Annotated in this window: 24 protein-coding genes; 12 read left to right on the forward strand and 12 right to left on the reverse strand. The window is 57.1% G+C overall.

Going from position 1 to position 24,402, the window contains the following annotated elements; genetic code table 11:
* The first annotated feature begins 8 nt into the window (after positions 1–8).
* From pgaB to pgaD, 3 genes are read left to right on the forward strand one after another with little or no spacing between them, the layout of a single operon-like run.
* On the forward strand, positions 9–1,946 hold the full coding sequence (gene pgaB, locus INF73_RS02795; protein ID WP_193540926.1) for a poly-beta-1,6-N-acetyl-D-glucosamine N-deacetylase PgaB: 1,938 nt from the start codon (positions 9–11) through the stop codon (positions 1,944–1,946).
* Positions 1,939–3,270, forward strand: a complete 1,332-nt coding sequence (gene pgaC, locus INF73_RS02800; RefSeq protein WP_028014399.1) for a poly-beta-1,6-N-acetyl-D-glucosamine synthase — start codon at positions 1,939–1,941, stop codon at positions 3,268–3,270. Before pgaB ends, pgaC begins: the two co-directional genes overlap by 8 nt.
* Positions 3,267–3,701 (forward strand): poly-beta-1,6-N-acetyl-D-glucosamine biosynthesis protein PgaD, encoded by a 435-nt coding sequence (pgaD, locus tag INF73_RS02805; RefSeq protein WP_045260787.1) that lies wholly within the window; start codon positions 3,267–3,269, stop codon positions 3,699–3,701. The genes pgaC and pgaD overlap by 4 nt, the downstream gene beginning before the upstream one ends.
* A 54-nt stretch (positions 3,702–3,755) precedes the next feature.
* Here pgaD and gss read toward each other — a convergent pair whose 3' ends face one another.
* From gss to INF73_RS02835, 6 genes are all read right to left on the reverse strand, one after another.
* Positions 3,756–5,618, reverse strand: coding sequence for a bifunctional glutathionylspermidine amidase/synthase (gss, locus tag INF73_RS02810; RefSeq protein WP_193540928.1), 1,863 nt, complete (start codon positions 5,616–5,618; stop codon positions 3,756–3,758).
* A gap of 116 nt (positions 5,619–5,734) precedes the next feature.
* Positions 5,735–6,706: an ABC transporter ATP-binding protein gene (locus INF73_RS02815; RefSeq protein ID WP_045260789.1), complete on the reverse strand. Its 972-nt coding sequence runs from the start codon at positions 6,704–6,706 to the stop codon at positions 5,735–5,737.
* Entirely contained in the window at positions 6,703–7,677 is a 975-nt protein-coding gene (locus INF73_RS02820; RefSeq protein ID WP_193540930.1) for an ABC transporter ATP-binding protein, read from the reverse strand. The genes INF73_RS02815 and INF73_RS02820 overlap by 4 nt, the downstream gene beginning before the upstream one ends.
* Positions 7,670–8,515 carry an ABC transporter permease gene (locus INF73_RS02825; RefSeq protein WP_028014404.1) on the reverse strand — a complete coding sequence of 282 codons (846 nt, stop codon included), beginning with the start codon at positions 8,513–8,515 and terminating at the stop codon, positions 7,670–7,672. The genes INF73_RS02820 and INF73_RS02825 overlap by 8 nt, the downstream gene beginning before the upstream one ends.
* Positions 8,516–8,520: 5 nt before the next feature.
* On the reverse strand, positions 8,521–9,474 hold the full coding sequence (locus INF73_RS02830) for an ABC transporter permease (RefSeq protein WP_082071011.1): 954 nt from the start codon (positions 9,472–9,474) through the stop codon (positions 8,521–8,523).
* Between the two features lie 44 nt (positions 9,475–9,518).
* Positions 9,519–11,108: an ABC transporter substrate-binding protein gene (locus INF73_RS02835; protein ID WP_045260792.1), complete on the reverse strand. Its 1,590-nt coding sequence runs from the start codon at positions 11,106–11,108 to the stop codon at positions 9,519–9,521.
* 245 nt (positions 11,109–11,353) lie between these two features.
* On the opposite strand from INF73_RS02835, the gene yghU reads away from it, so the two are divergent.
* On the forward strand, positions 11,354–12,220 hold the full coding sequence (gene yghU / locus INF73_RS02840) for a glutathione-dependent disulfide-bond oxidoreductase (protein ID WP_023333386.1): 867 nt from the start codon (positions 11,354–11,356) through the stop codon (positions 12,218–12,220).
* 158 nt (positions 12,221–12,378) lie between these two features.
* A complete protein-coding gene (locus tag INF73_RS02845; protein WP_041908148.1) occupies positions 12,379–12,711 on the forward strand; it encodes a glycine zipper domain-containing protein in 333 nt (110 codons plus the stop codon).
* A 49-nt stretch (positions 12,712–12,760) separates the two neighbouring features.
* On the opposite strand, the gene INF73_RS02850 is transcribed toward INF73_RS02845, so the two are convergent.
* Complete coding sequence (locus tag INF73_RS02850; protein WP_045260793.1) at positions 12,761–14,308, reverse strand: methyl-accepting chemotaxis protein; 1,548 nt, start codon at positions 14,306–14,308, stop codon at positions 12,761–12,763.
* Between the two features lie 219 nt (positions 14,309–14,527).
* Here INF73_RS02850 and INF73_RS02855 point away from each other — a divergent pair, with 219 nt between their 5' ends.
* Positions 14,528–15,568, forward strand: coding sequence for an aldo/keto reductase (locus INF73_RS02855; RefSeq protein WP_193050810.1), 1,041 nt, complete (start codon positions 14,528–14,530; stop codon positions 15,566–15,568).
* Positions 15,569–15,644: 76 nt separating this feature from the next.
* On the opposite strand, the gene INF73_RS02860 is transcribed toward INF73_RS02855, so the two are convergent.
* The gene (locus INF73_RS02860; RefSeq protein WP_003862473.1) at positions 15,645–16,133 is read right to left on the reverse strand and encodes a TIGR00645 family protein; all 489 of its coding nucleotides are present in this window, start codon (positions 16,131–16,133) and stop codon (positions 15,645–15,647) included.
* Between the two features lie 81 nt (positions 16,134–16,214).
* On the reverse strand, positions 16,215–16,718 hold the full coding sequence (locus tag INF73_RS02865) for an ESA_00282 family adhesion-associated protein (RefSeq protein ID WP_193052540.1): 504 nt from the start codon (positions 16,716–16,718) through the stop codon (positions 16,215–16,217).
* Positions 16,719–16,821: 103 nt separating this feature from the next.
* On the opposite strand from INF73_RS02865, the gene INF73_RS02870 reads away from it, so the two are divergent.
* Complete coding sequence (locus INF73_RS02870) at positions 16,822–17,226, forward strand: hypothetical protein (RefSeq protein ID WP_041908138.1); 405 nt, start codon at positions 16,822–16,824, stop codon at positions 17,224–17,226.
* A 1-nt stretch (position 17,227) separates the two neighbouring features.
* The gene (locus INF73_RS02875; RefSeq protein WP_193540932.1) at positions 17,228–17,680 is read left to right on the forward strand and encodes a cytoplasmic protein; all 453 of its coding nucleotides are present in this window, start codon (positions 17,228–17,230) and stop codon (positions 17,678–17,680) included.
* 42 nt (positions 17,681–17,722) lie between these two features.
* Here INF73_RS02875 and exbD read toward each other — a convergent pair whose 3' ends face one another.
* Complete coding sequence (gene exbD, locus INF73_RS02880) at positions 17,723–18,148, reverse strand: TonB system transport protein ExbD (protein ID WP_032643392.1); 426 nt, start codon at positions 18,146–18,148, stop codon at positions 17,723–17,725.
* A gap of 4 nt (positions 18,149–18,152) precedes the next feature.
* Positions 18,153–18,884, reverse strand: a complete 732-nt coding sequence (gene exbB / locus INF73_RS02885; RefSeq protein WP_028014417.1) for a tol-pal system-associated acyl-CoA thioesterase — start codon at positions 18,882–18,884, stop codon at positions 18,153–18,155.
* A 251-nt stretch (positions 18,885–19,135) separates the two neighbouring features.
* Here exbB and metC point away from each other — a divergent pair, with 251 nt between their 5' ends.
* Both metC and yghB read left to right on the forward strand, forming a co-directional pair.
* Entirely contained in the window at positions 19,136–20,323 is a 1,188-nt protein-coding gene (metC, locus tag INF73_RS02890) for a cystathionine beta-lyase (protein WP_193540934.1), read from the forward strand.
* Positions 20,324–20,466: 143 nt separating this feature from the next.
* A complete protein-coding gene (gene yghB / locus INF73_RS02895) occupies positions 20,467–21,126 on the forward strand; it encodes a DedA family general envelope maintenance protein YghB (RefSeq protein ID WP_028014419.1) in 660 nt (219 codons plus the stop codon).
* A gap of 45 nt (positions 21,127–21,171) precedes the next feature.
* On the opposite strand, the gene INF73_RS02900 is transcribed toward yghB, so the two are convergent.
* Positions 21,172–22,071, reverse strand: a complete 900-nt coding sequence (locus tag INF73_RS02900) for an AraC family transcriptional regulator (RefSeq protein WP_193540936.1) — start codon at positions 22,069–22,071, stop codon at positions 21,172–21,174.
* A 195-nt stretch (positions 22,072–22,266) separates the two neighbouring features.
* Between INF73_RS02900 and yqhD the strand changes: the two genes are divergently transcribed.
* Both yqhD and dkgA read left to right on the forward strand, forming a co-directional pair.
* Positions 22,267–23,430: an alcohol dehydrogenase gene (yqhD, locus tag INF73_RS02905; RefSeq protein WP_041908132.1), complete on the forward strand. Its 1,164-nt coding sequence runs from the start codon at positions 22,267–22,269 to the stop codon at positions 23,428–23,430.
* A 105-nt stretch (positions 23,431–23,535) separates the two neighbouring features.
* Complete coding sequence (gene dkgA, locus INF73_RS02910; RefSeq protein ID WP_193540938.1) at positions 23,536–24,363, forward strand: 2,5-didehydrogluconate reductase DkgA; 828 nt, start codon at positions 23,536–23,538, stop codon at positions 24,361–24,363.
* Positions 24,364–24,402 lie beyond the last annotated feature (39 nt).

The raw sequence follows: 24,402 nt of genomic DNA on the forward strand, positions 1-24,402 counted from the left end.
GGATGAATATGCTGAACACACGTTTTTCCGTGAGCCTGATCCTCATCGGCTGGCTCTGCCTCAGCGCGAGCGTCTGGGCGCAGGCGATCTCGTTCGTTGCGCCCAGCGAGCGGCCGCAGCCGAAGGCGAGCAAACCCTGGCCGCAGAACCAGTTTCTGGTGCTGGCCTACCACGACGTCGAAGACGATGCCGCCGATCAGCGCTACCTCTCCGTGCGCACCAGCGCGCTAAACGAGCAGATTAGCTGGCTTCTGCACAACGGCTATCACGCCATCAGCGTGCAGGACATTCTGGACGCGCATGACGGCAAAAAATCGCTGCCGCCGAAAGCCGTTCTGCTCAGCTTTGACGACGGCTACAGCAGCTTCTACACCCGCGTCTGGCCGCTGCTTAAGGCCTGGAACGTGCCTGCGCTCTGGGCACCGGTGGGCAGCTGGGTGGATACGCCAGCAAACCAGAAGGTGAACTTTGGCGGCCTGATGACGCCCCGGGATCGCTTCGCGACCTGGGACATGGTGCGCGAGCTCAGCCAGTCTCCGCTGGTTGAGATCGGATCGCATACCTGGGCCTCGCATTACGGCATCGTCGCCAACCCGCAGGGCAGCCGGGAACCGGCCATCGCCAACCGCTTTTATGATAAAGCGACGGGGCGCTATGAAACTGACCAGCAGTTCAGCCAGCGGATCGGCGATGACGTCCGCAAGGTGACGGAGAAAATCGCGCAGGTGACGGGCAAAGCGCCGCGCGCCTGGGTCTGGCCTTACGGCGCCGCCAGCGGTACGTCGCTCGCCATCGCCAGGCAGCAGGGCTACCGGCTGGCCTTTACCCTGGAGGACGGGCTGGGTGACGTGCGCAATCTCGGTAGCATTCCCCGTTTGCTGATCGCCGGCAACCCCTCGCTCAAAGCGTTTGCCAGTTCGGTCAGCCGGGTTCAGGAGCACGATCCCGTGCGCGTGATGCACGTCGATCTCGACTACGTCTACGATCCCGATCCGGCTCAGCAGACCCAAAACATCAACAGGCTGATCCAGCGGGTCTACGACATGAAAATCAGCCACGTCTTCCTGCAGGCGTTTGCCGACCCGCAGGGCGATGGCAGGATCAGGGCGCTCTATTTCCCCAACCGCCGGCTTCCGGTCCGGGCCGATCTCTTTAACTTCGTATCCTGGCAGCTGCAAACCCGCGCGGGGGTGAAGGTCTATGCGTGGATGCCGGTGCTCTCGTTCGATCTCGATCCTGCCCTGCCGCGCGTGCAGCGCCGGGACAATCGAACCGGCCAGCTGCGCGAGGCCAATGAGCCCTACATCAGGCTTTCACCGTGGGACCCGCAGGTTCGCCTGCAGGTGACGGAAATCTATGAAGATCTGGCCCGCCATGCCAGCTTCAACGGGATCCTGTTCCATGACGATGCGGTACTGACGGACGTTGACGCTGCCGGGCAGGACACGACGCGCCAGAAAAGCCGGAGGCTTATCGGATTTACCCGCGCTCTGAGCCAGGCGGTGAAGCACATCCGCGGCCCGCAGACAAAAACCGCGCGCAATATGTTCGTCCTTCCCATTCTGCAGCCCGAAAGCGAAGCGTGGTTTGCGCAGAATCTCGATGATTTTCTGGCGGCCTATGACTGGACGGTGCCCATGGCAATGCCGCTGATGGAGTCCGTTCCGGCGAACGAGAGCAATGCCTGGCTGACGCGTTTGATCAAGGCCGTCGCCGCGCGGCCCGGCGCGCTGGATAAAACCATTTTCGAGCTGCAGGCCAGAGACTGGGAGCAGAAGCCGCAGCGCGCCGTCTCCGACAGTCAGCTTGCGGCGTGGATGCGCGTCCTCCAGCTGAACGGCATCAAAAACTACGGCTACTACCCTGACGATTTCATCAATAACCAGCCTGATATCTCGCGCATCAGGCCCGTCTTTTCTTCCTACTGGTACCCTGACAATGACTGATCGCATAATCGCCTTTTCAATTTTGTGTCTGGTATTCGGGCTGCCGTTAGGGGTGGCCGCCCTCTTTACCGGCGAGCTGATTCTGGATTTTGTCTTCTTCTGGCCGCTGTTTATGTCCGTGCTCTGGGTCACCGGCGGCCTCTATTTCTGGTTTCAGCTTGAACGCCGCTGGTCGTGGGATAAAGACACGCCCGCCCCGACGCTCGCCGGCGAGCCGCTCATCTCAATTCTGATCCCCTGCTTCAATGAGGAAAGAAACGCCAGAGAGACCATCAGCGCCGCGCTGGCTCAGCGATACGAGAATATTGAAGTGATCGCCATCAACGACGGCTCGTCTGATAACACCGCGCAGGTGCTGCAGCAGCTGGCGCTGGAGCAGCCGCGCCTGCGGGTGATTAACCTCGCGGAGAACCAGGGAAAAGCCGTGGCGCTCAAAGCCGGGGCGGCGGCGGCCCGGGGCGATCTGCTGGTCTGCATTGACGGCGACGCTCTGCTCGACCGCGACACCGCGGCCTATCTGGTCGCGCCGCTGATTCAGTATCCCCATGTCGGAGCGGTTACCGGGAACCCGCGCATTCGCACGCGCTCCACGCTGATTGGCCGCATTCAGGTTGGCGAGTTTTCGTCCATCATTGGGCTCATCAAGCGGACGCAGCGGATCTATGGCCGGGTCTTTACCGTCTCCGGCGTCATCGCCGCCTTTCGCCGACAGGCGCTGGCGGACGTCGGGTACTGGAGCCCGGACATGATCACCGAAGACATCGACATCAGCTGGAAGCTCCAGCTGCGCCACTGGGATATCTTTTTCGAGCCGCGGGCGCTGTGCTGGATCCTGATGCCGGAGACGCTGAAGGGCCTGTGGAAGCAGCGCCTGCGCTGGGCACAGGGCGGCGCGGAGGTATTTCTGGTCAACCTGCGCAAGATGGTGCGCTGGGAGCATCACCGCATGTGGCCCCTGTTTCTGGAGTACGCGCTGTCAACGCTGTGGGCCTTCGCGTATGCGATAACGGTGCTGCTGTACATCATCAGCCACGTCGCGCCCATTCCCGCCAGGCTGACCGTTGAAACCCTGTTTCCCCCGGCGTTTACCGGGCTGCTGCTGGGCGTGATGTGCCTGCTGCAGTTCCTGGTCAGCTTGTACATCGAGCGGCGCTATGAGCGCAAGGTGGCCAGCTCGCTTTTCTGGGTGATTTGGTTCCCGATGGTCTACTGGATGATTGGTCTGTTCACCACCCTCGTCGCATTTCCAAAAGTCATGCTTAAACGTCAGCGCGCCCGCGCGCGCTGGATCAGTCCGGACCGGGGAAAAGGAAGCCTTCAATGAACGAAAATACCTTAATTTTGACTGAACATCGGTTGCTGCCACGACTTTTTGATGCCGCGTTAACCGTGGTGGCGTGGGGCGGGTTTCTGTTCTTCCTGTATGCCAGGCTGTGGATGCAGTTAACCGAGGAGAGCGACCACCGGTGGAGCGTGATTATTGCCTCCTTTAATACGGTGTTGATCTATTTGCTGTTCGCCGCGCTCAACGGCTGGCTGCTGATTTTGTGGTATCAGTACAACCGCCGCCGCGCGAACGTAAGACGACGTCAGCCTGGCTTGTTGCATCATGACGAACTTGCCCGCAGCTTTAACGTCTCACCGCAGCTCATCTCGGAGATGAGCCAGCACAACCTGCTGACGGTTTATCATGACCAGATTGGACGCATCATTGAATTGAAAACCAGCGCGCAGCAGGACGAGGAAGCGCAGTAACAAAAAGCCCCCACAGAGAATACCCTGCGGGGGCTTTTTTAGCGCAGATGCTCGTTACTTATCCTTCAGTACAATCAGCGGCTCGATATCGCTCTCTTTTTTCACCACCAGCGAGTCATCACCGCGCAGGCAGGTCCCGCCGTAGTTTCCGCCCACGGTAAAGGTACAGACCTGAATGTACTTGCCGTCCACGTTTGGCAGGCACCACAGCTGCTGGTAGATATTTTTGCGGTCAACAAACTTGCCGCTGGATTTATCCAGCAGCTCGTCCTGGGCGCTGATGAGATCGATATTGCTGCCGCAGCGTCCGGCAATCGGCTTGACGGCGTATCCGGTCTGCTTCAGCAGGTCGTTCACCTCAAAATCGGTATCCAGCAGGTAACGGTGGTTCGGGAACAGCTGCCACAGGACCGGAAGAATCGCCTTGTTGCCGGGAATAACGGTCCACAGCGGTTCAAAGACCAGCACCTCCGGACGCAGCAGGACGTCAATCAGGCGCACTTCGCCTTCAGGATGTCCGGTGCGGATCGGCACGGCGGCATATTCGGTTTCGCTTACCTCGCGGATCTGCTCTATCGCCGTCTCCCACGCCCAGGTTTTCCACACGCAGTTGACGTGGCGACCTTCGTCGTCAATCAGCTGTCCGGCGCCATCCCAGCTCAGCGCCTCCAGCCCGTGCAGGATTTTGGTCTCGAACCCGGCCTGCATCAGCGAGCGCTGAATAAAGAGCGCGTGATAGTCCTCTTCGACATCGTTGTCCTGCATGATGTGGACGAACGGCCGGGCGTGGCTGTGCTTCCATGCGCCGGTCAGCTCTTCCAGCAGCCCTTCCGCCGGGTTGTGCCCGTTGCCGCGATAGCCGTTTTTCACCCACTCCTCAAGGATAAGCCCGCCCTCGGTATGGCAGGAGGCGGAGTCGGCGTTGTACTCGTAGACCTTAATCCCGCGCTCATCCATGCAGAAATCCATACGACCGGTGATCATATGGTGGCGACGCCACTGCCAGGAGAGGCGCAGGCGCGGCCAGAGGATTTTCGGGATGTCGAACAGCGCCAGCAGGCTGTCGTCTTTCAGCACTTTGTCGGTGGCGTGCAGGTACATCAGGTGCAGTTCGTTGGTGGCCTTGATCAGCTCCTGCTCGGCGCTTTCGGTAATGGTGAAGTACTGGCAGGGATCCTTGTTGATCACGTGGCCGTTGGCGCGGACATACGCCTGCTGCAGCGCGTCATTTTCGTTTAGCCATTTTCCGTCGAACTGACGTTTGTTTTTCAGCCGCGCGCCGCGGATTTTCAGCAGTTCACCGTCCGGTTCAGGCTGGGTAATGCTGTGCTCCGTGTCGTCCGTCTGGATCATCCAGCCGAGAATTTCGGTATCGCTGAAGGTGTCATGAAGGGTATAGCAGCCATTCTCCACGGTCATGCGCAGCTCGCGCGTCCACTGCTGTCCGAGCGGCAGCGGGGAGTGAATAACGTTCTGCTCCGCAATTCGCACCTTATCGTCCAGAAGCTGGGTGATCACCGCAACGTGGCCGGTCTCATGAAACTCGCCGCCTTTTTGCCAGATCAGCAGCGCCCCGGCGCGCGGCGCGCGCTTCGAGCCGTTGGCAAAAGCCTGAAGGGGCAGAATGTTATCGTTCACCACCTGGCGCAAAAAGCGCAGGGAGAAGATCTCCCACGCCATGCCGACATCGGTAAACACGAAGCCATAGTTGAGGAACAGGAAACGGCGGGCGAACTCAACGCACTGCCACTTGTGGCCCATGTATTCGTTGCCGATATAGCTGCGGAAATCCGCGTCTTCCGGGTATTTTCGCGGATCCAGACTGCCGTAATTCGATGAGTAAATCGCCACGCCACCCGGCGCATAGCCTAACAACGTCCCGAATGGCGCATCACTGCTTAACTTTCCTTTACGCATGTATCCAACCTAAAACAGGCAGGCGGCAATTTTTTATGGGTTGTCGTCGTCTGCACGTTGTAATTAACCTGACAGAGGAGCGTTTATCATACACCTGCGCGACGCGTGAATAACATTTAAAACAGCCAGCATGCCGCGAAATGCCCTGGCGCAATCTCCTGCATCGCAGGCTCCTGCGTCTGGCAAACCGGCATGGCGTGCGGGCAGCGGCTGCAGAACTTACAGCCCGGCAGCGCGGACGTGGGGCCTGGAATGTCGCCGCGCAGGGTGGCGTCTTCGAGATTGCGGATGCGCGGATCGGGCTGGGGAACCGCCGCCAGCAGCGCGCGGGTGTAAGGGTGTGCCGGGCGCTGATACAGTTCATTAGCCGGGGCCACCTCTACCAGTTTGCCGAGATACATCACCCCAATGCGGCTGGAGATATGGCGCACCATGGAGAGATCGTGGGCGATAAACAGATAGGTTAGACCCAACTCCTGCTGCAGGTCCTGCAAAATATTCACCACCTGCGCCTGCACCGATACGTCCAGCGCCGAGAGCGGCTCATCGCACAGCACAAATTCAGGATGCACGGACAACGCGCGGGCAATACTGATGCGCTGACGCTGCCCGCCGCTGAACTCATGCGGGAACCGTTCAAGGTGTTCGTGCTTCAGCCCCACTTTGTAGAGCAGCGTTTCCGTACGTTCTCGCTGTTCTTCGCGGCTGTAGCCGTGGATCTGCATCGGTTCGGCCACCAGCTGTCGCACCGTCATACCGGGGTTGAGCGAGGAGTAAGGATCCTGAAAAATTGCCTGCATCCGCTTACGCAGCGGCTTGAGCTCTCTTTCTCGGGCGTGGGCGATTGCCTGTCCGGCAAAGTGGATCTCGCCCGCGGTGATATCGAAAAGGCGCAGTATGGCGCGCCCGAGGGTGGATTTTCCGCAGCCGGACTCCCCCACCAGGCCAAACGTCTCGCCAGGCTGGATATCAAAGCTCACGCCATCAACCGCCTTCACGGCCACGCCTTTACGCAGCAAACCGCCGTTGAGCGGATAGTGCTTGCGCAGATCGCGCACGCTCACTAATGGCGCCTGTTGTTCACTCATGCCTGAATCTCCTCGGCCCATAGCCAGCAGGCGGCGCGATGGCCCTCTCCGGCGGTGTAAAATACGGGTTGCCGTTCACACTGGGGCATGCGCTTCGGGCAGCGTTCCGCAAATGGACAGCCCGGCGGCGGGTTAAGCAGGCCGGGCGGCGAACCTTCAATGGGCGATAAACGTTGATTCACCTCATCCGGGCGCGGCAGCGAGGCCAGCAGACCCTGGGTGTAAGGATGCGCAGGGCGATAAAAAATGTCCTCCACGCTCCCCTCCTCCATCACCAGCCCGCCGTACATCACCACCACGCGGCTGCAGACCTGCGCCACCACGCCGAGATCGTGGGTGATCAGCAAAATCGCGGTCCGGGTCTGCTGTTGCAGACTTTTCAGCAGGCGCAGGATCTGCGCCTGAATGGTCACGTCCAGCGCGGTGGTCGGCTCATCGGCAATAAGAAGCTTCGGATGGCAGGAGAGCGCAATAGCGATCATCACGCGCTGGCGCATTCCACCGCTGAACTCGTGGGGATACTGGTCGTATCGGCGTTCCGCTTCAGCAATGCCCACCTGATCCAGCATGGCTATTGCTGCCGCTTTGGCCGCTTTTTTCGACAGTTTTTTATTTCGCACCAGGATCTCAGACATCTGCTTGCCGATAGTGAGCACCGGGTTCAGGGCGGTCATCGGATCCTGAAAAATCATCGCGATCTCGTTGCCGCGAATGGCACGCATCTGCGCGGGCGTTTTCTGCGCCAGGTCCTCATTCTGGAAGCGAATGCTGCCGCCGGTTATCCGTCCGTTGCTCCCCAGAAGCTGGATAATCGACTTACAGGTGACGCTTTTCCCGCAGCCCGACTCGCCGACGATACCGACGAGTTCCCCCGGCTGAACCTGAAAGCTCACGCCACGCACCGCCTGAACCTCGCCCTCGCGGGTGCGGAACGTGGTTTGCAGGTTCTCAAGCGCTAATAAGTTACTCATCGCGATTTGCTCCCGGCTCAAAGGCGGTACGGAACACATCGCCCAGCACGTTAAAGCTGAACACCGTCAGCAGGATCAGAATGCCGGGGAACATCGCCAGCCACGACGCTTCGCCAATATAAGACTGGGCGTTGTTGAGCATGCTTCCCCACGACGCCGCCGGTGCCTGCACGCCGAGCCCTAAGAAGCTGAGCGTCGACTCCATAAGAATGGCCGAGGCGATATTCAGCGTGGCGGCCACGATAATGGTCGGCAGCACGCCGGGAATGATGTGGCGCACGATAATACGCAGCGGATGCGCTCCCGACGCGCGGGCATAAAGCACGTACTCGCGCTCTTTCACCGATAGGGTTTCAGCACGCACCAGACGCGACATGTTCATCCACGTCAGCAGGCTGATAATCAGAATGATGTTATCCACGCCCGGCTTGAGGTAAGCATTCACCACCAGCAGCAGGAAGAAGGCCGGAATGGCCATCAGGATATCCACGGCGCGCATCATCAGGTTATCCAGCCAGCCGCCAAAATAGCCGCTCACCGTTCCTACCACCGTGCCGATAAGCGTGGAAAAGAGCATGGCAAGAAAACCGACCATCAGGGAGATCTGGCCGCCGTACAGCGCGCGGGTAAAGTAGTCGCGCCCGTATTCGTCGGTGCCGAACCAGTGCGCGGCATCCGGCGGCAACGTGCGCGCGCCGAGCGCCATCCGATCCGGATCGTACGGACTTAACCCCGCACAGAGCGCGGCGACAACGAAAATAAAAAGCACAAACAGGGAGAACTGCGCCGGACGGTTGCGGCGCAGCTGGTGACGAACCTGCTGCCAGCGTCTGCTCATCCGGGTTACCTCAGCGTACGAATGCGGGGATCGGCGAAACGATAAAGCAGATCGGCGATCAGGTTGCCGACGATCAGCATCATCGACGAAAGCATGATGATCGCCATGATCAGCGGGTAGTCCAGCGAGGCGATCGACTGGATCCCGAGCAGCCCCATCCCCGGCCACGAGAAAACGCTTTCCGTCACATAGGCCCCCACAATCAGCTCACCGAACGACAATCCGAACAGGGTAATCACCGGCAGCAGCACGTTTTTCAGCACGTGGCGGAACAGAATGCTGGAACGCGTGGCGCCGTAGGCAAGCTGGGTCTGCACGTAGTCGGCGGAGAGCTGCGAGATGGTGTTAGAGCGGATGTAGCGCACGTAGCTGGAGAGGTTATAGAACGTGAGCGCAATACACGGCAGCACGCCGTGGCGCAGCAGATCCAGCCCGTTATCCTCCATGCCGATGGTGCGCATCCCCATGCTGGGGAACCAGTTAAGCTGCACGGCAAAAACGGTGATGAGCAAAATGCCGAACCAGAAAATCGGTACCGAGATGCCGATATAGGCAAACAGGTTCAACAGGTGATCCAGCCAGCGGTGCTTAAATGCCCCCGCCAGCAGCCCCAGCGGGATCGCCAGCACGATAGCCATCAGCAGCGACGCCCCCATCAGCCCCAGCGTGGCCGGAATGCGTTCGCCGATCATCTCCAGCACCGGGCGGTGGTAAATCAACGAATAGCCGAGATCGCCCTGCAGGACGCTTTTCAGCCACAAGACGTACTGCGTGACCAGCGGCTTATCCAGCCCCAGGCTCTGGCGAATTCGCTCAATATCTTCCGGCGCCATACGCGGCGTGATGTACGCGGCCACGGGGTCGCCGGGCGCGAGCTTGACCAGCAAAAACGCCACCAGCGAAATAAAGAAAAGCATCGGCAGCAGCTGCAGCAGCCGACGCGTGAGGAGTGTGTTCACGACGTGCCCTTAAAAGGCCCCGATCTTACGACCGGGGCAACAGCCTATTTTTGATAAATTTTTGACAGATCCTGGAACAGATAAACCGGCTTCGGCTCCGCTTCCTTCGTGCCGCCGAAGCGTTTATCCACGGCGACGGTCGCATTGGTGTAGGCGATCGGGTAGTAGGTCATCTCGTTCGCCACGGTCTGCTGAATTTGCTTGTAGATATCGGCACGTTTCGCGGCGTCGGTTTCCACGGCACCTTTATCCCACAGGGCATCAAACTGCGGATTTTTGTAGTGCGCGTAGTTATAGGCTTCGTTGCTCATGAATAGCGATTTGTAACCGTCCGGCTCTGCTCCCATAATGTAGCCGCCCAGGTTCAGTTCCCACGCGGTGTTGTTCATATCAAGACTGCGCTGAGACATGGCGTTGGAGTCCAGCGGCATCAGCTCCACGTTCACCCCAATGCCCTTCAGCGCCTGCTGAATGTAGAGCGCCATGCTCTCCTGGGTTTTGTTGGTGTTCACATACGCCAGGCGTAGCTTGAGATTATCCGGCGCGCCGGACGTCTTCAGCAGGTCTTTGGCTTTTTGCAGATCGAATTTGTACTGTTCAACGTCATCCGTCTTGTAAAGCGTATCTGGCGTCAGGAACGAGGTTGCCGGTTTAGCGTAGTCCAGCGAGGTAAACGCGGTCTGGGTTAGCTCGTCTTTGTTGATGGCGTACGCGATGGCCTGACGCAGCGCTTTGCTCTTCATCACCGCCACGTTCTGGTTGAACGTCATATAGGCCAGACGGCCTTCCGGATAGACCACGAAGTCAAATTTCCCGGTATTTTTCAGGCGGTTCACATCCTGCGGGTCAACCATCTTGAGGTTGATTTCACCGTTTTGCAGCGCCAGGTTGGCGGCGTTGCTGTCTTTGGCGAAACGGTAGGTGACGGAATCGAGCTTCGGTTTGCCGTTCCAGTAATCGTCGAAGCGCGTAAGGGCGTAATACTGACCGGCGCGATACTCTTTAAATTTGAACGGCCCGGAACCGACCGGCGCATCGTTTTTGGTGCTCTTTTCCAGGTCGCCTTCACCGGCGAACACGTGCTGCGGGATCGGGTAGATCTGCACCAGGGTGCCGGTAAAGGCCGCGCTGACCTGCGGTAAGGTGAACTTAACGGTGCGCTCATCAACCTTGCTCACTTCAACAGGCTTGCCGCCGTAGGTAAACATGCTGCGGAAAAAGCTGTGCTGTTTGGCATCCAGCAGCTTATTGAAGGTGAAGACCACGTCATCCGCCGTCAGCGGCTGTCCGTCTTGCCATTTTAGGTTGGGTTTTAGCGTCAGGGTATAGCTCAGGTTGTCGGCAGAAGGCGTCAAGCTTTCCGCCAGGCCCCACTCAATGTTGCCGTTATTAAAGCTGTACAGCGGGGCATAAAGCGCCTGCATGATGGTTAATGTTGTGCGGTCGCTGGCGTAGAGCGGATTAACGGCTAACGGGTCGCCGGAGGTAATCCCGATAATGAGCGAACCGCCCTCTTTTGGCGCGTCGCTTTTTGCCGCCGCGGCCGAATTTGTCTCTTTATTTTTCGCATCATCACAGCCCGCCAGGCCTAACGCGAGCGAAACGACCACTGCCGATAACAGAAGCTTGCGCATCTCACTAACTCCTTGCCTTATAAAGTGTTTATTACTGCATCTTTTATTTATGTTGAAGCATCATATTCAGCTTTAGCGGTTTACGCATTAATTATGAAAATGCGATTTTCGATTAAGCTTATGCCGGATTTGATATATATAAGCAGCAGAAGGAATAGCGGTTAATTGCTTGCGCTCACAACGTTAAACGCTTCACAAATCTCCTGCTACACTGCCTCAACACATCACTAAAAAGGCAGGTCAACATGTCAGACAACACGTATCAGCCACCAAAAGTATGGGAATGGAAAAAGAACGGCGGCGGCGCGTTCGCCAACATCAACCGTCCAATTTCCGGCGCAACGCATGAGAAAGATCTTCCTGTCGGCTCTCACCCGCTGCAGCTCTACTCGCTGGGCACACCGAACGGCCAGAAGGTGACCATCATGCTCGAAGAGCTGCTGGCGCTGGGCGTGACGGGCGCGGAATACGATGCGTGGTTGATCCGCATCGGCGAGGGCGACCAGTTCTCCAGCGGGTTTGTCGACGTGAACCCGAACTCGAAAATACCGGCGCTGCGTGACCACTCCACGAACCCGCCAACGCGCGTCTTTGAATCCGGCAATATCCTGCTCTATCTGGCGGAGAAATTCGGTCACTTCCTGCCGAAAGATCCGGCGGGACGCACCGAGACGCTGAACTGGCTGTTTTGGCTCCAGGGCGCGGCACCGTTCCTCGGCGGCGGTTTTGGTCACTTCTACAACTATGCGCCAGTAAAAATCGAGTACGCGATTGACCGCTTCACCATGGAAGCCAAGCGCCTGTTCGACGTGCTGGATAAACAGCTGGCGCGCGGTCGCTACGTGGCGGGTGAGGAATACACCATCGCGGACATCGCCATCTGGCCATGGTTCGGCTGCGTGGCGCTGGGCAGCGTGTACAACGCCGCCGAGTTCCTGGATGCAGAGAAGTACACCAACGTGCAGCGCTGGGCGAAGGACGTGGCGAATCGCCATGCCGTTAAGCGCGGACGCATCGTTAACCGCACCAGCGGCGAGCTGAACGAGCAGCTCCACGAACGCCACGCGGCGAGCGACTTCGAGACCAATACGGAAGACAAACGTCAGGCGTGACGTTTCGCCGGGCGGCTCCCCGCCCGGCAGCCGCGATCCTTGCCCAGGGCATGATTAGCCTAAAGGTTGAGTGGCTATTGCTGGCACTATCTGGACGTTTTTCTCACCTCAGAATGAGAAACGCCGTATCAACTGACAGCAGTCACAAAGGATCTGTTATGAAACTGATTAAAACAACGCTGGTTATCAGCGCCCTCATTTTTTCCACCTCGGGAATGGCTATCGACAAAACCGCCGCCGGCGCGGTAGCAGGTGCTGCTATTGGCGCAGCCACGGGCAAAGATCTGAAATCAACCGTGGGCGGTGCCGTGGTTGGCGCAGGCACGGGGGCAATGTTCAAAAACGGCGAAAAAGGCAAAGACGCACGTAAGGGCGGTGCCGTGGGCGCCGTCGTTGGCGCGGGCGCGGCTGCGGTGACGGGCAATAGCGTGCTGAAAGGCGCGGCCGTGGGTGCCGGCACGGGCGCGCTGATTGGTGAAGCGACGCACTAACAGCACTGGGAAAAGAAAGAAGTAAGGCCGCATCAGGCGGCCTGTTGTGTTATGCCGTCAGGCGGAACTTCTGCACCGAACGCTGAAGCTCTTCGGTCTGGCGTTCCAGCGCTGCGGCTGCCGCGGAAACCTCTTCGACCAGCGAGGCGTTCTGCTGGGTGACACCGTCCATCTGCGTAATGGCAATCCCGACCTGCGAAATGCCCTTACTTTGCTCCTCAGAAGCCGACGCGATTTGCTTCATAATGGTCGTCACCTCCGTCACGTCGCGCAAAATCGCATCCATGGTGGTGCCCGTGTCGCTCACCAGCTGCGCACCCTGCTCAACGCGGGTCACGGAATCGGTAATCAGACCCTCAATTTCTTTTGCCGCATTGGCGCTTCGGCTTGCCAGGTTGCGGACTTCACCCGCCACCACGGCGAATCCACGCCCCTGCTCGCCCGCGCGCGCCGCTTCTACGGCCGCATTGAGCGCCAGAATATTGGTCTGGAAGGCAATGCTGTTGATGACGTTGGTGATTTCAGCAATTTTCTTCGAGCTTTCCGAAATACCGCTCATGGTGGTGACCACCTCTTCCACCAGCGAGCCGCCGCGGCTGGCGGTGGTTGAGGCCACATCGGCAAGCTGGCTGGCCTGACGCGCGCTTTCGGCGTTCAGCTTCACGGTAGCGGTCAGCTGTTCCATGCTGGCCGCCGTCTCTTCCAGCGCGGCAGCCTGCTCTTCGGTACGGGAAGAGAGATCGTTGTTGCCGCTGGAGATCTCCGTCGCGCCGCGCCAGATATTCTCACTGCCGGAGCGAATGGTGCTGACCGCTTCACGCAGGCTGTCCTGCATGGCGCTCAGCAGCGGCACCAGCTGTCCCACGCAGTTGCGGCCGAAAGGCGCAATGGGCTGGCTGAGATCGCCCTGGGCAATCTGGCGAAACTGCTGGCGAATGCGCTCCAGCGGTTTGACCAGCATCGCCACCAGGTAGCGGTCGGTAAAGAGCAGGATCAGCAGGCCGATAATGGTGGCGACGATAATAACCGTGCGGGTCATGCTGGTCAGGCCGTCGACCACCATGCGGGTGCTGTCGAGCGTCTTCGCGGCGGCATTGTTGAACTTCTCGGCAGCGGCACCGAACGCACGGCTTAGCGGCGGCGTAACGTTGTTGGCCTGCTGGCGGTAGCCGTCCAGGGTCGCCTGCTTCGCCTGCTCCATTTGCGGCGTCACACCCTGTTCAAGCAGCGCCTGCCAGGCACCGATCACCTGCGCAGAGACCTGCTCATCCATTGGGCCAGGCGAGATCGCCTTCATTTCGGCCAGTTTCTTACCCATGTTGTCCAGCGCCTGTTGGGCAGAGGACAAATCCGGCGTGCCGCCAGCGGCTTTGACCTCCATGGCGCGGCTCAGACGGGTCACAAAGCGGAAATACTGATCGTTGCCCTGGCTGAGCACCATCATCTGTTTAACCAACTGGCGATCGACTTCATTGCCGTCTGATACCCGTGACAGGGACCAGGTGCTGTACAGCCCGACGCCCGCCCACATTAAACAAAAAATCCCGAGGATCGTCAGCATGACGAAACGGATCGTGAAATTACGGAGCATATTCATAAGTCTTCCTTGCCGTGAGGGTGAATTCGCCCAGAGGCGAGTGCTACTCTCGTTATCGGCAGGGTGCAGGGAAATTATAACCTTTTGTGATTATTTTTCGTTAGCGTGGCTTCACAGGTCGCACAGCCACCGTTAACCCTTATCTTCGCACGACATGATGTGATAAGTTCAGAATGAAAACGACGTTTCAAAAAATCATCTATAAGAAAAGGAGACATCATGTCCTGGTACCCTGACGCTACCCGCTACGAGAATATGCAGTACCGCTACTGTGGCAAGAGCGGCCTGCGCCTGCCCGCGCTGTCGCTGGGCCTGTGGCATAGCTTCGGCCACGTTCAGCCCCTTGACTCCCAGCGCGCGCTGCTGCGTAAAGCCTTCGATCTCGGGATTACCCATTTCGATCTTGCCAACAACTACGGCCCGCCTGCGGGAAGCGCGGAAGAGAACTTTGGCCGCCTGCTGCGTGAGGACTTTGCCCGGTATCGCGACGAGCTGATTATCTCCACTAAAGCCGGTTACGACATGTGGCCAGGCCCGTACGGTTCAGGCGGCTCACGCAAGTATCTGCTCGCCAGTCTCGACCAGAGCCTGAAACGTATGGGCGTCGAATACGTGGATATTTTCTATTCCCACCGCGTGGATGAAAATACGCCAATGGAAGAGACGGCCTCCGCGCTGGCTCATGCTGTTCAGAGTGGGAAAGCGCTGTACGTGGGCATTTCCTCCTACTCTACCGAGCGCACACAAAAAATGGCCGCGCTGCTGCACGAGTGGAAGATCCCGCTGCTGATCCACCAGCCGTCCTATAACCTGCTTAACCGCTGGGTCGATAAGACCGGCTTGCTGGATACGCTGGAAGCAAACGGCACGGGGTGTATTGCCTTTACCCCGCTGGCGCAGGGTCTGCTGACCGGAAAATACCTGAACGGTATTCCGGAAGGTTCTCGCATGCAGCGCGAGGGGAACAAAGTGCGCGGCCTGACGCAGAAAATGCTGACGGAAGCTAACCTGAACAGTCTTCGTCTGCTTAATGAGATGGCGCAGGCGCGCGGGCAGACGATGGCGCAGATGGCGTTGAGCTGGCTGCTGAAAGATGCTCGCGTGACGTCAGTGCTGATTGGCGCGAGCCGCCCGGAACAGCTGGAGGAGAACGTTCAGGCGCTGGGTAATCTGCGCTTTACGGAAGATGAACTGACGCAGATTGACCAGCACGTGGCGGACGGGGAACTGAATTTGTGGCAGGCGTCGTCGGATAAATAGTGTGGTTCGATGCTTTCTCCCCTCACCCTAACCCTTCCACCGAGAGAGGGTTAGGGTGAGGGGAGAAATGTGTACCTTATTTCTTACTGATCTTATCCAGATACCCCATCACAAACGCCGACAGCACAAACGTCAGGTGGATAATCACATACCACATCAGCTTATTATCCGGGACGTTTTTCGCGTCCATAAACACGCGTAACAGGTGGATAGAGGAGATTGCCACTATAGATGCCGCAACTTTATTCTTCAGCGACGAGGCGTCCATTTTCCCCAGCCAGCTGAGCTTTTCTTTATGCTCGGCGATATCAAGCTGAGAGACGAAGTTCTCATAACCGGAGAACATCACCATCACCAGTAAGCCACCCACCAGCGTCATATCCACCAGCGACAGCAGAACCAGAATTAAATCGGCTTCCGCCACGGAGAAAATGTTAGGCAATACGTGGAAAATCTCCTGGAAGAACTTGATCGTCAGGGCGACCAGCGCCAGGGAAAGACCGAAATAGACGGGTGCGAGCAGCCAGCGAGAGGCATACATTGCGTTTTCAAAGAAGCGTTCCATAAAATCCTGTCTGCAAACGAAACCAGCGCTCAGTATATCTCAACGGCGCTGACTGTTTGCAAGAACTAACCAGTACGCCACTCAGACGTCGTCCGGGTTAACCTCAGGACGCGCATACTCCGGCCAGACCAGCGCCACCAGCTCCGGGTAGGCTTCCAGGCTAAACTCGCGAAAACACTGGCGAAGGTTTAATACGTCCAGGTCGGAATACGAGACCTTCTCACCGTTAAGACAGCGCTTTTTGATATTGTCGTAATATTTATAAACCGCTGAATTCAGATCGCTACAGCGACGCTGCGCCTCAAACAGACCGGGCGTGTCATTAATTTCCGACATTTTCATGCGCTTAATTGTCGCGTGTAAGAAGTCGATATATTCATGATTCACCCGCCAGTACCAGACAGGCGTAACGGAGTTCATCAAAACAGAGAAATGATCTTCTCCTTCCTCTTTTGTCATCAGTTCAGGTTGTGGCGGTTCACTGGTGTCTTTCGACACTTTCGTTTTATTGAACTCCTGCATCAATAAAAGCACACCAGCGGTCAGTAATAGTAATGTGATGACCGTAAAAAAGATGCTGTTCATGGGTTGGCTCCATTTTTTTTGATTTTAAAATTGCCTCATGATATTGTCAACGAATCTCACGCCTTTACCAACCCCACCCTGTTGAAATTAAAGGAAATTAAAAATGCTGCCCGACTATCTCGTCCCGGCTAAGTACCACATTACGCCTGTGGAACAGCAACCGACGGAAGAAGAAAAAAAGGCCAGTTTCACTCAGGGGAAAAGAAAGCTCTCTGATTTCGAGCCTGATATATTAATTGGCGTTTCTCACACTGGCAAATCCCGTAATATGCTGCTGGAAGAGCACGATCGCCATATAAAAGACCGCTTATTTCGCGCTATAAAAATTGAAGCCTTCGTCCACCTGCTGAATGACCTGCAGGCAGAAGGCGAAATAGATGCCCAGAAACTAAGTCAAATAATGGCTGAAAAAACGAAGGAAATAAATGAGGCCGGCAATGAAATTTGGCTTAATCTAATTACGCGAGAAAAAAACAACCCTATTTTTTATACCCTGGGGGAAGATTAACGTGAAAGAAGTTAAAGACAATAACGTTTATTTGACTTTAGATGATAAAAAAAGTGATGAATTTATCTTAAAGCAAAATATCGAGGCGCTAAGAAATGCAAAAAATGCCGAGATGACGCGTATTACACAAGACCTGGTATCGATCCCGGCAACGCTGGTGCGTCTGAAATGGCAGAATCGCCGCGAGATTTATCCGTTACAGGTTAAAGAAGAAATTTACGGCGCCGTGATGAACGCCATCATCGAACAGCGTCCAGAACTGAAAGAGAAACTGCTGGGACGTCTTGAGGCCAACTATCAGTATCTGCTTGCCAGAGAAGTCGCCACCCTGCGCCTGACGCGCAAACTGTCAGCCGGTGAGTACCGTACGTCAAACGTCACCTGCGTTGCGCTCGATGAGGACGCGCTGACCACCACCCCCTCTACCGCACCGACGGACAACAAAAACGCATAAACCGACAGGCATAAAAAAAGCCGGCTTTCGCCAGCTTCTTTATCACTTCGAGGCCGCTTTCTCTTCCCCGACCAGCCCAATCTTCAGATAACCCGCCTGATGCAGCGTGTCCATTACCTTCATCATGGTTTCGTAGTCGACGGTTTTGTCCGCCCGGAAGAAGACGGTGGTGTCCTTCTTGCCGCCGGTCAGCTGGTCCAGCGCCGGAATAACGGAGGCATCCGTCACAGGGTCGTTCCCCAGGAACATGGATTTATCCGCTTTCACCGACAAATAAATTGGCTTTTCCGGACGCGGCTGCGGCTGGCTGGAGGAGGCAGGAAGATTCACCTTCACGTCGACCGTCGCCAGGGGTGCTGCCACCATGAAGATAATCAGCAGCACCAGCATGACGTCGATAAACGGCGTCACGTTGATTTCGTGCATTTCGCCGTTATCGTCCAGATTTTCGTTTAGACGCATTGCCATACAATCAACCTACGCGCAGTTTAGACGCCGCATGCACCGGCTTCACGGCGCTGGCATTCAGGTCGAGATCGCGGCTTTGCAGCAGCAGAACCTGAGCGGCAACGTCGCCGAGTGTGGCTTTGTAGTTGCCGATCATACGCGCGAATATGTTGTAGATAACCACCGCCGGAATTGCCGCGACCAGACCGATTGCCGTCGCCAGCAGCGCTTCGGCGATACCCGGGGCAACTACCGCCAGGTTGGTGGTTTGGGTCTGGGCAATGCCGATAAAGCTGTTCATGATGCCCCAGACCGTACCGAAAAGACCGATGAACGGTGAAATCGCGCCGATGGTCGCCAGATACCCATTGCCGCGTCCCATGTGTCGGCCAACGGCCGCCACGCGACGCTCCAGACGGAAACCGGTACGCTCTTTAATGCCTTCGTTATCTTCACTCCCGGCGGAGAGTTCCAGCTCGTTCTGAGCTTCATTCACTAACAGGGTGGTCAGGCTTTTCGGGTGGAAGGATGAGGTCATCTCAGAAGCCTGGTCCAGAGAGCGGGCTTCTGCCAGCTGCTGCTGTTCCCGCTTGAGGCGACGCTTCTGCGAAAGCAGCTCAGCGCTTTTGCTGAAGAAGATAGCCCAGGTGACAACGGACGCCAGAATCAGGCCGATCATCACAATCTTAACCACGATGTCAGCATGATGATACATGCCCCAAACGGAGAGATCCGTCTGCATCAAATTATTACCCACTCTGTATCTCCAGGACGCAAATCACAAAATCTGAACGTAATAATATCAAAAAGCCGTCGAATTGATAGTCGTTCTCATTAGTATTTACATGGTGCCGTAATTTTCGCTCAGTTTCCTTGCGCTTACGCAGTAAAAATTTCTTATGCGCTTTTTTGCTAATATTTTCTGCTTATTCGATAAGCATGCGGGTGCAGTTTTTTACAATCGTGGTAGTCTGGACGTCCAGACGTATAAAAACAGGGTTAGCGAACATGACCAAGAAGCATCTTGATACCACGCTGGTGCAGGCGGGACGCAGCAAGAAATACACTCAGGGATCGGTCAACAGCGTGATTCAACGCGCTTCCTCGCTGGTGTTTGATACCGTTGAGGAGAAAAAAATCGCCACGCGTAACCGCGCGAAAGGTGGGCTGTTCTACGGTCGCCGCGGCACGCTAACCCATTTTTCGCTGCAGGAAGCGATGTGCGAGCTGGAGGGGGGCGCGGGCTGCGCGTTGTTCCCGTGCGGTGCGGCGGCGGTCGCGAACACCATTCTGTCGTTTGTGGAACAGGGCGACCATATCCTGATGACCAACACCGCCTATGAACCCAGCCAGGATTTCTGCACCAAAATTCTCAGCAAGCTCGGCGTGACCACCAGCTGGTTTGACCCGCTGATTGGTGAAGGCATTGCTGAACTTATCCAGCCAAACACGCGCATTGTGTTCCTGGAATCTCCTGGCTCCATCACCATGGAAGTGCACGACGTTCCGGCTATCGTGAAGGCCGTGCGCAGCAAAGCGCCAGAGGCGATTATCATGATCGACAACACCTGGGCGGCAGGTGTGCTGTTTAAGGCGCTGGAATTCGATATTGATATCTCGATTCAGGCGGCAACGAAATACCTGATTGGACACTCTGACGGGATGATTGGCACCGCGGTTTCCAACGCGCGCTGCTGGGACCAGCTGCGGGAAAATGCCTACCTGATGGGCCAGATGGTGGATGCAGACACGGCATACATGACCAGCCGGGGCATTCGTACGCTCGGCGTGCGTCTGCGTCAGCATCATGAAAGTAGCCTGAAAATCGCTGAATGGCTGGCGCAGCATCCGCAGGTTGAGCGCGTGAACCATCCGGCGCTGCCGGGTAGTAAAGGCCATGAGTTCTGGCAACGTGACTTTACGGGCAGCAGCGGGCTGTTCTCGTTTGTCCTTAAAAAACGGCTGAGTAATGACGAACTGGCAAGCTATCTGGATAATTTTACCCTCTTCAGCATGGCCTACTCCTGGGGCGGTTTTGAATCCCTGATCCTGCCGAATCAGCCGGAGCAGATCGCGGCCCTGCGCCCCGGCGGAGAAGTGGACTTCAGCGGCACCCTCATTAGATTGCATATCGGTTTAGAAAATGTGGACGATTTAATTGCGGATTTATCTGCAGGCTTTGAACGTATCGTGTAGAGTGCGGGCTGAAAATGTACTCCCCGGACGCTTTTGTGAACACTGCATGCAGAAAAGTCTGCATGAGTTGCGCCTGCGATCAATCCCGACAGGTGAAATTGGGAGTACAATAGCGTTATCTCTGCTGTTCCACAGGAAAGTCCATGGCTGTTATTCAAGATATTATCGCGGCGCTCTGGCAACATGATTTTGCCGCCCTGGCGGATCCCCACGTTGTAGGCGTCGTCTATTTCGTGATGTTCGCGACGCTGTTTCTGGAAAATGGATTACTGCCAGCCTCGTTTTTACCCGGTGACAGTTTGCTTTTGCTTGCCGGGGCGCTGATCGGCAAAGGCGTCATGGACTTTACGCCAACGATGGTTATCCTTACCTCCGCCGCGAGCCTGGGCTGCTGGCTGAGCTATCTGCAGGGCCGCTGGCTGGGGAACACGCGCGTGGTGAAGGGCTGGCTGGCGCAGTTACCGCATAAATATCACCAGCGTGCGACCTGTATGTTTGACCGCCACGGCCTGCTGGCGCTGCTCGCCGGGCGTTTCCTGGCGTTTGTGCGCACCCTTCTGCCCACCATGGCGGGTATTTCCGGGCTGTCTAACCGCCGCTTCCAGTTCTTCAACTGGCTGAGCGCCCTGCTGTGGGTTGGCGTGGTAACCACCCTCGGCTACGCGCTGAACATGATCCCCTTTGTGAAGCACCATGAAGATCAGGTGATGACCTTCCTGATGATCCTGCCGATATTCCTGCTGGTTGCTGGGCTGGTGGGTACCATTGCGGTGGTGATTAAGAAAAAGTATTGCAGTGCATAAACAAAAGCCGGGTGGCGCTACCGCTTTCCCGGCCTACGTTTACCCTCAGGCGCCCTGTATCGTTCTTATACGTGACGCATCTTCTCCCGGCGTGACGCCGAAATAGCGCTTAAACTCCCGACTGAACTGCGACGCACTTTCATAGCCGACGCGCATGGCCGCCGCGCTGGCCTTCATGCCGTCGTGGATCATCAGCATCCGTGCCTTATGCAAACGGTAGGTTTTGAGGTACTGCAGCGGCGAGGTGCTGGTCACCGACTTAAAGTTGTGGTGAAACGCCGAAACGCTCATGTTCGCTTCCGCCGCCAGCTGGTCAACGCTGAGGTTCTCCGTGTACTGGCTTTCAATACGCTTGAGCACGCGGCTGATCAGGCTGAAGTGGGTCTGTCGGCTCACCAGCGCAAGTAACGCCCCGCCGCCCGGCCCCAGCAGCACGTGATAAAGAATTTCGCGGATAATCTGCTTGCCGAGGATACGCGCGTCCAGCGGCCTTTCCATGACGTCCAGCAGGCGCTCAATGGCGCAGAGGATCTCTTCCGACAGCGTCGCCGAGTTAATCCCGCTGGAGGCCATCGACGGCTGGAAAAGCTCGTCTTCGCCAATCTCCATCAGCAGCTCCTGCAGCTGAAGAATATCGACGTTGACGCGAATACCCGCCAGCGGGACCGCCTCTGTCGCGAAGGTTTCACATTCGAAGGGTAAAGGTACCGTCAGGAGCAGATATTCATTGGTGTCGTAGCGGAACACCCGCTCATTGATATAGCCAATCTTATGGCCCGAAAAGAGAAAAACGATGCCCGGCTGGTACATCACCGGCGTGCGCGTCCCGGGCTGCGTGCCGTAGAGCAGGCGAATATCCGGCAGCAGATCGTAAACATTATTTTGCTTATCTATCATGCGTTTAATCTGCGAGGTAAGCTGAAGGCAGATCGCTTCACGGTTCATTTTACGTTACTCCGGGTACGGTTTCCGACCCTCACAGTCTGCGCATTTTTACGAAGTTTCTCCAGCGCTCTGTAGAAATAGGCAAGACATCGGCAGGAATGTGCATTGAGAGCCTGGCCCCGGACGGCCACAATGAGCAGCATCAGGTAGCCATCAGCGCCACCACGGTTTTTCACCCACTAAAGGGAACGAGCAATGAACAACTTTAATCTTCACACCCCAACCCGCATTCTGTTTGGTAAAGACGCTATCGCCGACCTGCGCGCGCAGATCCCTGCTGACGCCCGCGTGCTGATCACCTACGGTGGCGGCAGCGTGAAAAAAACCGGCGTGCTGGATCAAGTTTACAGCGCTCTGGACGGACTGGACGTGCGTGAGTTCGGCGGCATTGAGCCAAACCCGTCTTACGAAACGCTGATGAACGCGGTGAAAATCGCCCGCGAAGAAAACATCACCTTCCTGCTGGCGGTCGGCGGCGGCTCCGTGCTGGACGGCACTAAATTCATCGCGGCGGCAGCGCACTACGCTGATGGCATCGATCCGTGGCACATCCTGGAAACCCGCGGCAGCGACATTAAAAGCGCGATCCCGATGGGATCCGTATTGACCCTGCCAGCGACGGGTTCTGAATCCAACAAGGGCGCGGTCATCTCCCGTAAAACGACCGGTGATAAGCAGGCCTTCATGAACGAACACGTTCAGCCTGTCTTTGCCATTCTGGATCCGGTTTACACCTACACCCTGCCCGCGCGTCAGGTGGCGAACGGCGTGGTCGACGCCTTTGTTCACACCGTCGAGCAGTACGTGACCTACCCTGTTAATGCCAAAATTCAGGATCGCTTCGCGGAAGGCATTCTGCTCACGCTGATTGAAGACGGCCCGAAAGCGCTGAAAGAGCCGGAAAACTACGACGTGCGTGCCAACGTCATGTGGGCCGCGACGCAGGCGCTGAACGGCCTGATCGGCGCTGGCGTGCCGCAGGACTGGGCAACCCATATGCTGGGCCACGAGCTGACGGCGATGCACGGCCTGGACCACGCCCAGACGCTGGCCGTTGTGCTGCCTGCGCTGTGGAACGAAAAACGGGATACCAAGCGCGCCAAACTGCTGCAGTACGCCGAGCGCGTGTGGAACATCACCGAGGGTTCTGACGATGCGCGTATTGATGCCGCCATTGCAGCGACCCGTAACTTCTTTGAAAGCCTGGGCGTGCCAACGCGTCTGTCCGGCTACGGCCTGGACGGCAGCTCCATCCCTGCCCTGCTGGCAAAACTTGAAGAGCACGGTATGACCCAGTTGGGCGAGCACGGCGACATTACGCTGGACGTCAGCCGTCGAATCTACGAAGCGGCACGCTAAGCGTTTTTGGCATCCTGACTTTCGTTTTTTGACATTTCGTCCAGACTTAATGCACACCCCATCGCCGGAGTCCCCCTCCGGCGATGCGCACCTGAAGGAGGAAAAATGGCAAACCAAACCGTAATCAAGCTGCAGGACGGCAACGTGATGCCCCAGCTGGGGCTAGGTGTATGGAAAGCCGGTAACGACGAGGTCGTCTCCGCCATTCATAAAGCACTCGAAGTCGGCTATCGGTCGATTGATACCGCCGCCGCGTACAAAAACGAGGACGGCGTGGGGACCGCGCTGGCCAGCGCCGGCGTCCCCCGCGATGAGCTGTTCATCACCACTAAACTGTGGAACGACGATCAAAAGCGCCCCCGCGAAGCGTTGCAGGAGAGCCTGGAGAAACTCCAGCTTGATTTCATCGATCTGTACCTGATGCACTGGCCGGTTCCGGCCATCGACCATTACGTTGACGCCTGGAAAGGGATGATTGAACTGCAGAAAGAGGGGCTGGTGAAAAGCATCGGCGTCTGTAACTTCCAGGTGCATCACCTGCAGCGCCTGATTGACGAAACGGGCGTCGCTCCGGTGATTAACCAGATCGAGCTGCACCCGCTGCTGCAGCAGCGCCAGCTTCACGCCTGGAACGCCACCCACAAGATCCAGACCGAGTCCTGGAGCCCGCTGGCGCAGGGCGGTGAAGGCGTGTTCGATCAGAAAATCATCCGCGACCTGGCGGATAAATACGGCAAAACCCCGGCGCAGATCGTCATTCGCTGGCATCTGGACAACGGCCTGGTAGTGATCCCGAAATCGGTCACGCCGTCGCGCATTGCCGAGAACTTCGACGTCTGGGATTTCCGACTGGACAAAGACGAGCTGGGTGAAATTGCGAAGCTGGATAAAGGTAATCGGCTTGGGCCGGACCCGGATCAATTTGGCGGGTAATCGCGTTAAAACGCCGGGTGGCGGCTTCGCCTTACCCGA

It is taken from the genome of Enterobacter cloacae complex sp. P6RS, from assembly GCF_014982245.1.
Classification (GTDB): Bacteria; Pseudomonadota; Gammaproteobacteria; order Enterobacterales; family Enterobacteriaceae; genus Enterobacter; species Enterobacter bugandensis.

Bases quoted from the DNA above. Each gene is read 5' to 3' on its own strand.
- pgaB (WP_193540926.1), top strand. From the start codon at position 9: ATGCTGAACACACGTTTTTCCGTGAGCCTGATCCTCATCGGCTGGCTC.
- pgaC (WP_028014399.1), top strand. From the start codon at position 1,939: ATGACTGATCGCATAATCGCCTTTTCAATTTTGTGTCTGGTATTCGGG.
- pgaD (WP_045260787.1), top strand. From the start codon at position 3,267: ATGAACGAAAATACCTTAATTTTGACTGAACATCGGTTGCTGCCACGA.
- gss (WP_193540928.1), bottom strand. From the start codon at position 5,618: ATGCGTAAAGGAAAGTTAAGCAGTGATGCGCCATTCGGGACGTTGTTA.
- INF73_RS02815 (WP_045260789.1), bottom strand. From the start codon at position 6,706: ATGAGTGAACAACAGGCGCCATTAGTGAGCGTGCGCGATCTGCGCAAG.
- INF73_RS02820 (WP_193540930.1), bottom strand. From the start codon at position 7,677: ATGAGTAACTTATTAGCGCTTGAGAACCTGCAAACCACGTTCCGCACC.
- INF73_RS02825 (WP_028014404.1), bottom strand. From the start codon at position 8,515: ATGAGCAGACGCTGGCAGCAGGTTCGTCACCAGCTGCGCCGCAACCGT.
- INF73_RS02835 (WP_045260792.1), bottom strand. From the start codon at position 11,108: ATGCGCAAGCTTCTGTTATCGGCAGTGGTCGTTTCGCTCGCGTTAGGC.
- yghU (WP_023333386.1), top strand. From the start codon at position 11,354: ATGTCAGACAACACGTATCAGCCACCAAAAGTATGGGAATGGAAAAAG.
- INF73_RS02845 (WP_041908148.1), top strand. From the start codon at position 12,379: ATGAAACTGATTAAAACAACGCTGGTTATCAGCGCCCTCATTTTTTCC.
- INF73_RS02850 (WP_045260793.1), bottom strand. From the start codon at position 14,308: ATGAATATGCTCCGTAATTTCACGATCCGTTTCGTCATGCTGACGATC.
- INF73_RS02855 (WP_193050810.1), top strand. From the start codon at position 14,528: ATGTCCTGGTACCCTGACGCTACCCGCTACGAGAATATGCAGTACCGC.
- INF73_RS02860 (WP_003862473.1), bottom strand. From the start codon at position 16,133: ATGGAACGCTTCTTTGAAAACGCAATGTATGCCTCTCGCTGGCTGCTC.
- INF73_RS02865 (WP_193052540.1), bottom strand. From the start codon at position 16,718: ATGAACAGCATCTTTTTTACGGTCATCACATTACTATTACTGACCGCT.
- INF73_RS02870 (WP_041908138.1), top strand. From the start codon at position 16,822: ATGCTGCCCGACTATCTCGTCCCGGCTAAGTACCACATTACGCCTGTG.
- exbD (WP_032643392.1), bottom strand. From the start codon at position 18,148: ATGGCAATGCGTCTAAACGAAAATCTGGACGATAACGGCGAAATGCAC.
- metC (WP_193540934.1), top strand. From the start codon at position 19,136: ATGACCAAGAAGCATCTTGATACCACGCTGGTGCAGGCGGGACGCAGC.
- yghB (WP_028014419.1), top strand. From the start codon at position 20,467: ATGGCTGTTATTCAAGATATTATCGCGGCGCTCTGGCAACATGATTTT.
- INF73_RS02900 (WP_193540936.1), bottom strand. From the start codon at position 22,071: ATGAACCGTGAAGCGATCTGCCTTCAGCTTACCTCGCAGATTAAACGC.
- yqhD (WP_041908132.1), top strand. From the start codon at position 22,267: ATGAACAACTTTAATCTTCACACCCCAACCCGCATTCTGTTTGGTAAA.
- dkgA (WP_193540938.1), top strand. From the start codon at position 23,536: ATGGCAAACCAAACCGTAATCAAGCTGCAGGACGGCAACGTGATGCCC.